Raw genomic sequence first — 13372 nt, 5'->3', positions numbered from 1 at the left:
TGTAAGATACACCTTATGTATATCAACTAACAGTCCTCAGTTCTTACTCTTCTAATGTCTGCTCCTAGCATCTTAAACTTCTCTTCTATGTGAGGGTACCCTCTATCTACATGATCAATACAAGTTACTTCTGTAATTCCCTCAGCCATAAGTCCTGCTATAACCATTGCGGCTCCAGCTCTTAGATCAGTTGCCTTAAGCATAGCTCCAGTAAGCTTGTCAACTCCATCGATTATTGCAGTTCTTCCTTCAACTTTTATATTTGCTCCCATTTTCTTAAGTTCATCTACAAATTTAAATCTGCTTTCCCAAATGCTTTCATTAACAATGCTTCTTCCACGAGAAACAGCTAACAGTGTAGTCATTGGCTGCTGAACATCTGTTGGGAATCCTGGATAAGGTAGTGTCTTAACATTAACTCCCTTTAGGCTTCTATTAGATCTAACCACTATAGAATCCTCATTTTCAATTACTTCAACGCCCATTTCAATAAGTTTTGCAGTAATTGATTCCATATGTTTTGGTATAATGTTGTTTACAACAACCTCTCCTCCACAAGCAGCTGCTGCTATCATGTAGGTTCCAGCTTCAATCTGGTCTGGAATTACACTGTAACTACATCCTTTAAGTTCTTTTACACCAACAATCCTAATAACATCGGTTCCTGCTCCCTTAATGTTAGCTCCCATTGTATTTAGGAAATTTGCAACGTCAACTACATGAGGCTCTTTAGCTACATTTTCTAATACTGTAGTTCCTTCAGCAAGAGCTGCTGCAAGCATAACATTAATAGTCGCTCCTACACTCACCACATCAAAAAATATATTCGCGCCAACAAGTCTGTCAGCCTTAATCTTAACAGTTCCATGTTCTATGGTAACAGTTGCTCCTAAAGCTTCAAATCCCTTTATATGCTGATCTATAGGTCTAACCCCTATAGGACAGCCTCCAGGCAAGTCAACATAAGCCTCTCTAAATCTCCCAAGAAGGGCTCCATTTAAATAATAAGAGGCTCTCATTCTTCTAACATCCTCAGTATTTGCATGAACACTGTTTATCTTTGTACTATCTATAGTTACTGTATTATTTCCTTTAATAATTTTACAATTAAGACTTTCTAATATTCTTTCTAAACACTGAACATCTTCAATGTCGGGAATGTTGTCTAAAACACAAACACCCTGACTTGCCATAATGGCCGCTGGTATTATAGCTACAGCAGCGTTTTTGGCTCCACTTACATCAATCTTTCCAAATAGTTCTTTTCCACCATTTATAACTAGCTTTTCCATGCCAGCACCCATCCTTACTAAATTTTTAATTATATGCCCATATCCCGAATATAATGCTACATTTTCAGCCTAAATATCAAAATTTATTATAACACATTATGAATACTTTAGCATAACTTTTTTTACAATTACTTCATATAGGAATATTTTCCCACAAATGCTTTAAAAAATACATATATAATTTTCTATATGATTATATAGTAATTATTTTATCATTTCTATGGGAAATAGGGAAATAAATTGTTAGTAATTCCTTTATAAGAAAAATAATGAAGAATAAAAAAATGAAGAACAGAGAATTCATTGACAAAATCCTTTATGGATTTAGACTCAAAAAATTCTTCATTCTTCATTCTTGGTTATTAGACCTTATCCTAATTCAAAGCTTCCGCAATCAGTGCACTCAGGAGTTTGTGCTCCATGCTCATGCTTAACAACTTGAATTTGCTCTAATGTACAGTAGTTGTCATCCTTACAGTGGAATTTACATTCAGAAACTGTACACCCTATACTTTGATTGTGTTCCATTGACTGTAATTTGTGTTTCATATTCTTATCCTCCCAAATACTAAAAATGTTTCCCTAACTATTGAGCCATAAATATATATGGCTCATACACAAATTTAGTATTAGTATAAATAAATCATATTATACTAAGTATAAATATGGTATAATAGCCTTATGTAAATCATATATGAATACGATTAATTGCTAATTTATTTTGACATATGGGGGATTATAATGAAGTATTATTTAGTTGCTTTATTCGATGCAGAGTCTTATAGCGCAATGGAAAAAATTCAAAAAAATATTTGCCAAAAATATAAAATTTATAAAAATATTCCTATGCTTCATATAACACTTGAGGTAGTTGAAGATCCAGACCTTGATAAGCTTTCACGTGTTATAGGTGAAATATTAAAGCCTTACAAAAAATTTAAAGTAGAAACCAATGGAGTAATTTGCTTTGATCCTCCGTATAAATCAGTTAACTTAAAGATTGAAAATAAAGGCTATATAATAAGACTTGCTAGAACTATGAATGATATGCTAAAGCTTCATGGTTTTAAAGTGCGTGAAAATATTGATGATTGGGATTTGCACGTTTCTCTTGCCAATACTAACTATGCTGTTAGAGAATGGAGTGGCAGAGAATATGTAGCTGCCTGTACTGATGCTAAGAGAGATGGATTCTATAGATTATCTAAAATTGATAGGATTGAACTTTGGAAGCCAATAAATAATAAAAGAGAAATGCTTGTTAAAAGCTTTCCGCTTAGGGATTATTAATTTTTTGAAGTCTGATTGTTTTAATCAGGCTTTTTAATTTTTTATTGTACCTTTTTCCAAAAACAAAAAACTATTTATAACTTTACATCGTCTAATAGGTGAATAAGAAAACAGGGCGGTGTAATTGATGTGGAGGAAAATATATTAATGTCTGAAAATTTAACTCGGACAACCTTTTGTACTCTTTTAAACGAGAAAAAAGAAAGTTTATATAGACTGGCATACATGTATGTAAAAAATCAACAAGATGCACTAGATATCGTTCATGAATCTATATACAAAGCCTACACTTCCTTTGAAAAATTGAAGGAGCCTAAATATTTTAATACATGGCTTACTCGAATTGTTATAAATTGTGCACTAGATCATATACGAAAGAACAACAAAATCGCTTTTTTAAAAGGAAACTCGCTTTTCGAACCGTCATGGGAAATAAATTCGGATGAGCATATAGATTTATACAACGCTATTGATAAACTAAATGGAAATCTAAAAACCGTAGTTATACTTAAATATTTTCAGGATATGACCATAGAATCAATAGCAGAACTTTTGGATTGCCCGGTAAGCACAGTAAAAAACAACCTGCATAAGGCTTTGAAATATTTACGACTTCAATTAATGGAGGATGAGTTTTAATGAAGGATTTGAAAAAAGATTTTAATAACATTCCTATACCCAAAGAGCTTGACAACGTAATTGAAGATGCATTGGATAAGGCTGAAAGAAAACTCGTGCTAAGATTCACTAAACCTATCGCAGCTGCTGCCTGCATTGGAGCATTAATTCTAACCTTAAACCCTTTTCTGACAAAGCACTTTGGCAATAGTCCTACTAAAGAGTTAGCCAACTCTCCTATAGAAGAACAGCCTGCTGCAGCTATAACCATATCTAGCCTTCCAACAATAGATTCTTATGACAATCTTAAAAGCTTACTGGCTTCTAACGGACTTATATTAGATCAAAGTATGATAAGGGAAGATGCACTAAATAAAAGCAGTGCAGATATATCCTCTCAAAAGGAGTCTGTTAACTACTCCACTACAAATACCCAAGTTACTGGTGTGGACGAGGCTGATATTGTTAAATCAGACGGAAATTATATTTATAGCATAAATTCAAATAAAATAAATATTACTAAAGCTTATCCGGCATCAGCTATGACCGTGGTAAAATCTATACAATTAGATGTTGATTTTAGGGTTAGAGAGTTGCTTTTGGATAAAAATCACCTTATTGCTATAGGACAGAAAAATCTTCCTATGCGTGTAACTTCTAAGGAGAATTCTAATGTACTAGAAGATAAAAGTATGCAGAAATCTGTAAAAGACAGTATAGGAATTTCAGACACTAAAGCAATAATTTATGATATTTCAGATAAAAGTCAAGCCAAAGAAGTTAAAACCGTTGAGCTTTCCGGTTATTATGTTTCTTCAAGGAAAATAGACTCAACTATTTTTCTTATAGCCAATCAACCTATAAGAGACACTGATAAACCTTATTATAAGGATAGCAGCCTAGGTGGAGGTTCATTAGGTATTGACTATGATAAAATAAAATATTGCCCTAATGCTTTAGCACCTAGCTATATCAATATAGCTTCTATAAATCTAGAAAAAACAATTGATGCGGTTAAAGTAGATTCTTACTTAGGTTCGGCATACACGCTCTATGTATCTTTAAATAACTTATATTTATCAGGCTACAGCAGAAATGATGTTTCTACTGTGTATAAATTTTCTTTAGATAATGGAAAAGTAAATTATACCGCTAAAGGTGAAGTAGCTGGAAATGTTCTTAATCAATTCTCTATGGATGAACATGGAGATTATTTTAGAATTACTACAACTCAAAACAGAAATGGAACGAAGCAAAGTAATAATCTATTTGTATTAGATAATAAAATGAATATAGTTGGTAAGCTTGAAAACCTAGCTCCTGGAGAGCAGATTTATTCTACAAGATTTATTGGTAACAGAGCTTATATAGTAACCTTTAAGACAACGGATCCACTCTTTGTAATTGATCTTAAAAATCCTAGCAACCCTATAGTTCTCGGAGAATTAAAGATTCCAGGCTTTAGCACTTACCTTCATCCTTATGATGAAAATCACATAGTAGGCTTTGGAAAAAATACCGAAGAAGTAGGAACGAGAGTATCCACTAAAGGCATTAAAATTTCTATGTTTGATATAACTGATATAAATAATCCAAAAGAGAAGTTTACAACAGTAGTAGGCAGCTTTGGAACTGAATCAGAACTTCTTTATAACCACAAAGCACTACTTTTTTCAAAAGAAAATAATATCTTTGCTTTTCCAGTTACTATTGGATATAATGCAGCCGAGTTGAAACTTGCAGAAGCAAAAAGACTGCCTAAAGATTACGGACTACCTGCTTTCGAGGGTGCTTATGTATTCAGTATTGATATGGATAAAGGTTTTATATTAAAAAGCACCTTAACCCATAATGAAAACAAAAAGTATGAACCAAAGTATTTCTCTACAGAGGAAGCTAGAACAAATAAAATTCAAAGAATTCTCCATATCAACAATACGTTATATACAATCTCAAACGGTATGATTAAAGCCAATGATATGTCTTCTATGAAAGAACTTGGCTCAGTAAAACTTCCAAAATAAATGAACCTGAAGCATATGCTTCAGGTTCATTGTTCTTTTCCGCATTTAGGGCAGAAGGAAGCCCCTCTATCCATTTCAGCACCACATTTCTTGCAAGCCTTTTTATCCTTAAGCTTCATAAGTTTTTTCTTGAGAGCATTAATATCCTTCTCAATAGCCTCTATCTCCTCGCACTTATTTATAAGGCTCTTATCCGTTACTTTCTTTTCTTTATAGTCGTTATATATTTTTTTACCTATTTTTCTGCATATATCATCAACCATCTTTTCTTCGGAGGATATAGCCATATTAAGCTTAGAAACCTCAATTAGATTCTCAGACTTGTAAGCAACATTAGATACTCCATCTTCTAAATACTTTCCTATCTTTGACAACCTGTCTTTTAAAGGCATTCAATTCAACTCCTAAAACCTGCTATAGTTTTAGTATATGAATAACTTCTGATTTTGCTGCGATAAAATCTTATTTATTTTAATTTTACCTTTACTGCTTCGTTAACGAATCTTGTTTTTGTGTACCCATTTATAAGCACTCTAAAAGTTTTCTCTTTCTTAATATCTAGCCCCTTAGAAGGTTCGAGCTTATACTTAGTATTTGCTATATAAAGTACAGGATCATTAATCCTTATTTTATCCCAATCAGATAAAGCATTCAAATACTCATGTTTTTTATTATATTTATCTATATAGTAAACTTCATTAGAGCCTCCTCCTGAACTAAAGCTTTTCTCTGCGCTATGATCATCGGCTGGCCAAAACTCTGTACTAAGCATTTCAAACTTATCACTGTATTCAGGCTGATTAAATTCAAAAGTTATATCTTCTCCAACCTTTAAATTGTTAACAAGAAGCTTTGTTCCAAGATACTCAAATTCCTGAGGCTTATCTTCATCAAGTTTTACAAATAACTCTACAGGCTTACTTTCAGAAATTTCTGTGCTTATCCTTGTTACCCTAATCTCAATCTCCTTAGGATTATCAAAGTACATAGAATCAAAGGTCATTTCATTATTTCCATAGCCTACAGCTGAGTATGCATTCCAATCTCCATGTCCAAAATTATAAGGCTTATATTCCTTTCCCTTTACAAATATCCTTACATCCTCAAGCCCCAATACTCTTTCATTTTTCTTACCTCCATTCCTGCAGTTAAAGCCTAGCCTAGTAAGGGTAGGGGATATAGTTATCTTATTAAACTCTATTGTGTAATTTTCAACCTTTATAGAAGCATTAATATCATAGCTTTTGCCTTCATGCTTGGTTATAGGAATCTCAAAACTCCAATTTCCTTCAACAACTTCCTCACTGTCTCCTGATTTTGTTATAAGCTTTTTAAATGTTAGATTTATAGTTTTATCATCCGTATCAATAGGGTATAACGTTAAAGTCCCAGTGCCTCCTGAATTAAATACAGCCGTATACATTTTTATATTTGTACCTTCAAGCTGCTTTACCCAGTTTTCTTTTATATCTATACCATCATTATACTTAATCCTGTACTCTTTTCCTTCCTTAATGTCCTCTATTTTATAAGAAATTAATGTCTGCATATCATCAGCCACTACATCCGTAACTGTTATTTTTATATTTTTATCTGTTCTCGATATATTTAGCTTATTTCCGTAACCTCTATCTATTAGTTTGTTCATCCGAGAATCTGGGTTAATTAGTTTTATAAGGTTCATAATTGGCTCTTTAGCTGCAAAAACTGTAGCCACAGACATAGTGAGAATTGCAGCAGCAATCAACATTGTTCTTAATGACTTTCTTAGCTTCCTTCCACCGTTTTTTGTACTGTCTACTTTATTTTTTACATTTAACATAAAATCCTTGGGAATGACTATGTCTTCTCTACTCTGTTCAATCTCACTTATCATTTTTTCCACTTCGTAAAGTTCTTGTCTGCATTCTTCACATTCTTCAAGGTGTTTTGATACCTTTATTTTTTCCTCTTCACTTAAATTTCCATCCAAGTAATCAATAAGGTATTCTTTTATAGCTTCACAATTCATAACTAAGCCTCCCTTCCTAATATATCTCTAAGCATTTTTAAGCCTCTAAATAGCTTTGTCTTAACCGTTCCAAGCGGTATATCTAAAATCTCAGCTATTTCTTTTTGAGAATAGCCGCTATAGTATTTCAAAATAATCATTTCTTTGTGTTTTTCATCAATTTTCTTTAAGCCATTAATAAGATCCATTCGTTCTTCCTGCTCTGCTAAAACATTAATCTCGCTTGAAACTTCTATTTCCTCTGAGATAAGGACCTTCTTTTTCTCTCTAAGAAGCTTTCTGCATTCATTTAACATTATAGAAATAACCCACTTCTCAAAAGCTTCTTCACTTTTAAGCTTCTGTATATTTTCAATAACCTTGATTGCAGTATTATGAAACACATCCTCAACATCCGCATTATTTTTCACATATGAAAAACACATCCTATATAACTTGTCTTTGTTCAAATCTAACCATTCTAAAAAAACTTCATATTTGCCTTTTTTAAGACTTTTTACTATAAAAGATATATCTTTTTTTACTTCCACCGTCTCACTTCCCTTCTATACCAATAAGATTCAATACCTATAACAAAAGTTTCAAAAACTAAAAATTTATTTTATTGCTAAAAACAATGCTCTAAAGCATTATTAATCTATAAATGATTATAGCTTATATAACTTTGTGTTGTTATGCGAAAATGAAAAAAGATGCAGCCCTGGCTGCATCTTTCCTATATATCCAACAAGTTTTTCTTATAATTAGCATATCTTTCTCTGAGCTCTTTCATCTTATCATCAAGCTCTAATTGAAGTGCTGAAACAAGTTCATAATTTTTATCTTCTATAGCTTCTTTAATTCTTGTAAACAAACTCTTTGATGTATAGCTATCCTTCATTATATAGTATCTTAGGTTGTTTATAGCCATCCAGTTAGATACATCTAAGTCTAGAGCCTTATCAAGAGAGTGAAGCATCTTGTAGCCTCTTATTTCGTCACTGTAGTTTGCAATTATTCTTCCGCTAATTTCAGTGAGCCATCTCTTAGTTGCAGTAAGTCTGAAGCTGTTTATAAGCCTATCGTTTAAGATATCTCCAGCCTTTAATGCACTTAGCTTTTCTGGGTACTTATCAAAAGCATGCAGATTTTCATAAACTGTGGCAGGAGCCTTTCCAAAAAACTCTTCTCTTTCCTCGCTAGTGAAATCCTCAAATACATCTTCTTCGCTTCTATAAGCTCTATCTTTCTCTAGATAGTCAGTTGTTTCTCCAGGCTTTTTAGAAAGCTCTGCAAGAAGTTCATCCTCATTTTTTCTATTTTCTATGGCATACTTAATTCCGTCCATCATAGCCATGTATAAAGTCGCTAAGCATAGATAGGTATTTGTATATGGATTTGGAGCTCTAAGCTCAAATCTAGTAGCAAGTGGATTCTCAACATCTCTAATAAGACCAATTAGTATAGTTCTATTTCTTGAAGGCAAATCTACGCTGTGACCTAATGAAGTAACTATACATACAGGCGCTTCAAAGCCTGGCTTTAATCTTCTTAAAGAATCATTTGTTGCAGATACAAATGGATTTATGACCTCATAGTTTTTTAGAATACCCATAACTGAAGCATATCCTACAGCACTCATAAAATGCTCTTTTGTTGCATTAAATAGATTTATTCTCTTTCCATTCTTAAGCTTCAGAGCCATACCTATATGTGTATGTTCTCCGCTTCCTGCCACTCCATCAATAGGTTTTGCTAAAAATGTTACATCAAGGCCATTTCTTCTAAAAGTTTCTTTAACTATAGTTCTAGCTAAAAGTTCATTGTCTGCTGCTTGTATTGAAGTAGAGTACTTCCAGTCAATTTCAAGCTGTTCCATTATATGAGTGAGCTTACCTGACTCATCCATTTTAGCCTTAACTCCACCCACTTCCTTATGACCCATTTCAGGCTCAAGTCCATATTGTTCCATAAGAATTAAGCTTTGTTCCATAGCTGTACGAACTGCGCCCTTTGTTCTTGTCCAGTATTGTTCTTGTAAAACTTGAGAAGTTGATAATTCTTCTACTACAGCCTTTTCATCAGGAGTTTTAACCCAAAACTCAAGCTCTGTAGCTGAGGTTGGCACTAAGTCTTCAATATCCTCATACTTAATTCCATATACAGCTAAACTTTCTGGGTATTTCTTAAATAAGTCTAATAGCGTTTCTTTAAAATAGTTTATGGAATTTTTTAAAATACATCTTGAATCTACTGCTTTTCCCTCGTAATATAAAAAGCTTGGTATTCTAAGAGTTCCTACTGGCTTTTGTGTTTCTTCATCTATAAATTCATAGTTATAATCAACGAACCAATTAACATCAAGGTCTGCGACTATATCTATCTTTGCGTTATTTAAGCTGGCTATTCCAGGCAGGGCAACTGAAGATCCATCAGTTTGAACTGCTCCAGTTAAAAATGTATACATATCTTCTAAGAAAAGTTTAACAGGTATCTTTTCATCCGTATCGTTTCCTGCTAGGTCTATACCTACTAAAGAAACAAATTTTATCTCAGGATGATTTGCTAGTAATGTTTTTAAATTTTCTTCTGAATGTTCTACTTTAGGAACGATATAAATTAAATCCTTATACATAATTTTTACGCCTCCATAATTCTCAAATACATACTCTCTTATTAATGTCATTATAGCGCTGACACTAAAATTCTGTATAATTCCAAAAAAATATTTCCGCTTTTTATTAATTTATTAATTAATAAATTATAAACAAGTGTATTTTTGATAATTTGTTAAATGTAAACATATGCATTTTAATTTTTTATGTGCATTTAAAATATCTTTTATTAACAATCACCTTAAAACCTAATTTAAATATTTTTTATACACAAACATTATGAAAAAGAGTATAATATTTTAATGAAGGATTCGACCTATACCTACGGAGGTGGAATTAGTGGGTGAAGTATTACAAAAAAACAGTATGCCAATAGGTTTTTTCGATTCAGGTGTTGGTGGCATAAGTGTTCTCAAAGAGGCTGTTAAGCTGCTTCCTTACGAAAACTATATATATTTTGGCGATTCCAAGAATGCACCTTATGGAACGAAAAAAGTTGATGAGGTTAAAGACCTCACCTTTAAAGCTGTAGACTTTTTGCTATCGAAAGGTGTTAAAGCTATTGTAATTGCTTGCAATACTGCAACAAGTGCAGCTATAGAGGATTTAAGAACTAATTATACAAACGTGCCTATTATAGGTATTGAGCCGGCATTAAAACCAGCAGTAGAGCTTAACAGAAAAGGTAAGATTATAATTATGGCTACTCCTATGACCTTGGCCGAAACAAAATTTAGCAATCTTATGAAGAGTTATAAAGATAGAGCAGACATAGTCCCTATGCCTTGCGCCGGTCTAGTTGAGCTTATTGAAAGCGGAATAATAGAGGGAGAAAGAGTAAATTCATACCTTAATGAAAAACTTAAGCCCTATTTAAATGGAGATTTGAGTTCTGTAGTGTTAGGCTGCACTCACTATCCATTTATTAAAAATGAGCTTTTAAGCGTTGTAACTAAAGATGCAGAAATAATAGATGGAAGCCTGGGAACAGTGAAGCAGCTAAGAAGACAGTTATCTAATATGGGTGCTTTAAACAAACAAGATAAAGGCGGCACTGTTGAAATAATTAATTCATCTAATGACGAAGAACTTTTAAAACTCAGTTATAGACTACTGGAATATTAAATACTCGAAAGCCCGTCTGGGCTTATTTTTTTAGCCAAAATTATATTCATTATGAACACATTTTATTCCATTAGAATACATTAAACTATAAAAACAATGGAAATAAGGTGATGCAGTTGAAGGTTTTTTGGCTAAAAAAGTACTCAGAGGAAAGAGAGATAAACATGTACAGAAGCTATAAGGAATCTAATAATAACTCTACCGTAAACATAAAGGATGATATTCTATATAGATACCTGACGCTGACAAACCCAATTGACAGTAAGTGTGTATACACACTACACGAATTAAATCTCAAACTTAAAGATAATAATGTTTTAAAGCTTCTATCAGCAGATAATTTAGATTCACCAGAACTTTCTAGGCAGGTTAGTTCTCTTCAAATAGCTCAGGAGCTTTCTATTAAACCTGATGCAGAGCATAGAGAGTTAGCTACAATTAAAAATAGCGAAAACTTATTTAAAAATAACTACGCAATACTACTTCCAGGTGGGAGCCTCGTGATAGAAGCTGAAAAAGCTATTAATGAAGCAGCATTAAGCATAGATTGGAGCGTAGAAGAATTTTAATTATAGGTTCCTTTATGGCCCTCTGATATGTTATCAGAGGGTTCTTCACCTTTTTGCCTAATTATTGTATAATTATATCCATCATGGTAATAACTACTAAAAGGTACTTACAAGTAAAGGAGAGAAATTTATGACAAATCCTATAGTTACATTCAAAATGAAAGATGGCGGAGTTATGAAAGCTGAACTATATCCAGAGATAGCTCCTAACACCGTTAAAAATTTTATAAGTCTAGTAAGCAAGGGTTTTTACAACGGATTAATATTCCATAGAGTAATTCCTGGTTTCATGATTCAAGGAGGAGACCCATCCGGAAACGGAACAGGGGGACCTGGCTACTCAATAAAGGGTGAATTCAGTTCAAACAAATTTAAAAATGACTTAACTCACACTACAGGCGTTTTATCAATGGCAAGATCTGCACATCCTAACTCTGCAGGAAGTCAATTCTTCATAATGGTAGCTGATGCTCCTCATTTAGATGGACAGTATGCTTCCTTTGGAAAGCTTATTGAGGGCGAAGATGTTGCTAAGCAAATAGTTAGCGTTAAGAGAGACTTTAGAGACAAACCTTATGAAGATCAAGTAATGGAAGAAGTTACAGTTGATACTTTTGGAGTAGAATACGGCGAACCTGAAAAAATGTAGTATGCCACTCCTAAAAGGAAGGGAGATGAATGGTTTTGGATAATAACAAAATGATGCTTATATATGGCCTTGAAGAAGATGAAAGAGCTTTTTTAGATACCATGATCGAAGAGCTTGAACTTCCTTCTTATAAAGTTATCAAAAAAAACATGGCTAGTATGAAGGTTAGAGACATAATCGATGGACCTATCCTTGATACATACGATAAGCAATTGCCTGACGAGAAAGTAATATTGTTTAATAATTTTACAGATTACGAACTAGATACGGCAATAAGAACAATACGTTCAAATAAAAATATAAAACCAATCCTTGCTGTTGTTACTCCAACCTCAACTGATTGGGAATTTCACTATCTTTTAGAGCATCTCATGGAAGAAAGAGAGCAAGCTAGAAGATATATGCAGCAAAGAGCACAAGGATAACCTTTAAGGAACTCATATGAGTTCCTTTTATTAATGCCATTTTTGAAACATATCTTTCATCAACTTACATCATTTGCATAAATTTATTCCAAATTAATGCACATATCTAAACATTTATGAAAGTTAAAAAAATATTTTTGCTGTAAACTTTTTCACAACTTTCAAAATTCAATGATTTTATGTAAAATAGATAGTAGAGATTTAAAATACTATTTGTACAACATCTGCTAAGAAGAAAGGCGGCTCTTTATATGAACTTAGAAAAATTATATGAGTTTCAAAGAAAGCTTGATAGTGGAATGCAGGATAGACTAGACGTACAAGGGAAACCTTTGCTTACACAAAAGATATTAGCCTTGCATGTTAAGATTGGTGAACTAGCAAATGAAACCCAGTGCTTTAAGTTTTGGGTATCTAAAAAATCATCAGTTGCAAGAAGAGTACTAGAAAAATACATAGACTGTCTATATATTTTATTTAGTATTGGTATTGAAAAAGGTTTTACAGAAACAGAATTTGATGTTAATGATATCGAATATGAACTAACAGATCAATTTTTAAATATGTTTATTGATTTAAACGACTTTATGGTATGTTCCTCAAGGGATAATTACATAACCTTGATGGAGGCTCTTCTAAGCCTTAGCTTAGCTTATGGCTTTACAGAAGATGACATACTAAACAGTAACAACAAATTATATACGGCATAACTAAATATGAAATAATTTTTTCACCTTCATAGAATATGTATCTAAGCTTTAAAAGTCAGCAAATA

The 13372-nt window shown here is 32.7% G+C and carries 14 protein-coding genes; 8 read left to right on the top strand and 6 right to left on the bottom strand.

Annotation, left to right across the window (positions count from 1 at the left end; translation table 11 throughout):
- Positions 1 to 26: 26 nt before the first annotated feature.
- Both murA and NBE98_RS01945 read right to left on the bottom strand, forming a co-directional pair.
- On the bottom strand, positions 27 to 1292 hold the full coding sequence (murA, locus tag NBE98_RS01950; protein WP_250811875.1) for a UDP-N-acetylglucosamine 1-carboxyvinyltransferase: 1266 nt from the start codon (positions 1290 to 1292) through the stop codon (positions 27 to 29).
- Between the two features lie 369 nt (positions 1293 to 1661).
- Complete coding sequence (locus NBE98_RS01945; protein ID WP_250817437.1) at positions 1662 to 1820, bottom strand: DUF1540 domain-containing protein; 159 nt, start codon at positions 1818 to 1820, stop codon at positions 1662 to 1664.
- Between the two features lie 213 nt (positions 1821 to 2033).
- Here NBE98_RS01945 and NBE98_RS01940 point away from each other — a divergent pair, with 213 nt between their 5' ends.
- The 3 genes from NBE98_RS01940 (at position 2034) to NBE98_RS01930 (ending at position 5224) form a co-directional block, all read left to right on the top strand.
- Positions 2034 to 2582: a 2'-5' RNA ligase family protein gene (locus NBE98_RS01940; protein ID WP_250811871.1), complete on the top strand. Its 549-nt coding sequence runs from the start codon at positions 2034 to 2036 to the stop codon at positions 2580 to 2582.
- Between the two features lie 147 nt (positions 2583 to 2729).
- On the top strand, positions 2730 to 3221 hold the full coding sequence (locus tag NBE98_RS01935) for a sigma-70 family RNA polymerase sigma factor (protein ID WP_250811869.1): 492 nt from the start codon (positions 2730 to 2732) through the stop codon (positions 3219 to 3221).
- Positions 3221 to 5224, top strand: coding sequence for a beta-propeller domain-containing protein (locus tag NBE98_RS01930; RefSeq protein WP_250811867.1), 2004 nt, complete (start codon positions 3221 to 3223; stop codon positions 5222 to 5224). Before NBE98_RS01935 ends, NBE98_RS01930 begins: the two co-directional genes overlap by 1 nt.
- Before the next feature lie 26 nt (positions 5225 to 5250).
- On the opposite strand, the gene NBE98_RS01925 is transcribed toward NBE98_RS01930, so the two are convergent.
- The 4 genes from NBE98_RS01925 to NBE98_RS01910 form a co-directional block, all read right to left on the bottom strand.
- Positions 5251 to 5616, bottom strand: a complete 366-nt coding sequence (locus NBE98_RS01925) for a zinc-ribbon domain-containing protein (RefSeq protein ID WP_250811866.1) — start codon at positions 5614 to 5616, stop codon at positions 5251 to 5253.
- Positions 5617 to 5690: 74 nt separating this feature from the next.
- Positions 5691 to 7235, bottom strand: coding sequence for a DUF4179 domain-containing protein (locus NBE98_RS01920; protein ID WP_250811865.1), 1545 nt, complete (start codon positions 7233 to 7235; stop codon positions 5691 to 5693).
- A gap of 2 nt (positions 7236 to 7237) precedes the next feature.
- A complete protein-coding gene (locus NBE98_RS01915; protein ID WP_250811861.1) occupies positions 7238 to 7765 on the bottom strand; it encodes an RNA polymerase sigma factor in 528 nt (175 codons plus the stop codon).
- A 185-nt stretch (positions 7766 to 7950) separates the two neighbouring features.
- On the bottom strand, positions 7951 to 9849 hold the full coding sequence (locus tag NBE98_RS01910) for a type I glutamate--ammonia ligase (protein WP_250811859.1): 1899 nt from the start codon (positions 9847 to 9849) through the stop codon (positions 7951 to 7953).
- A gap of 346 nt (positions 9850 to 10195) precedes the next feature.
- On the opposite strand from NBE98_RS01910, the gene murI reads away from it, so the two are divergent.
- The 5 genes from murI (at position 10196) to NBE98_RS01885 (ending at position 13307) form a co-directional block, all read left to right on the top strand.
- Positions 10196 to 10954 (top strand): glutamate racemase, encoded by a 759-nt coding sequence (gene murI / locus NBE98_RS01905; protein ID WP_250817435.1) that lies wholly within the window; start codon positions 10196 to 10198, stop codon positions 10952 to 10954.
- 116 nt (positions 10955 to 11070) lie between these two features.
- The gene (locus tag NBE98_RS01900) at positions 11071 to 11523 is read left to right on the top strand and encodes a hypothetical protein (protein WP_250811857.1); all 453 of its coding nucleotides are present in this window, start codon (positions 11071 to 11073) and stop codon (positions 11521 to 11523) included.
- 130 nt (positions 11524 to 11653) lie between these two features.
- Entirely contained in the window at positions 11654 to 12172 is a 519-nt protein-coding gene (locus NBE98_RS01895; protein ID WP_250811855.1) for a peptidylprolyl isomerase, read from the top strand.
- A gap of 35 nt (positions 12173 to 12207) precedes the next feature.
- Positions 12208 to 12597 (top strand): DUF3783 domain-containing protein, encoded by a 390-nt coding sequence (locus NBE98_RS01890; protein WP_250811853.1) that lies wholly within the window; start codon positions 12208 to 12210, stop codon positions 12595 to 12597.
- 251 nt (positions 12598 to 12848) lie between these two features.
- Positions 12849 to 13307, top strand: coding sequence for a dUTP diphosphatase (locus NBE98_RS01885; protein ID WP_250811848.1), 459 nt, complete (start codon positions 12849 to 12851; stop codon positions 13305 to 13307).
- Positions 13308 to 13372 lie beyond the last annotated feature (65 nt).

The organism is Clostridium swellfunianum (assembly GCF_023656515.1).
Taxonomy (GTDB): domain Bacteria; phylum Bacillota; class Clostridia; order Clostridiales; family Clostridiaceae; genus Clostridium_AT; species Clostridium_AT swellfunianum.
Note: the sequence above shows the minus strand (reverse complement) of the source record. Positions and strands in the feature narration are given on the sequence as shown.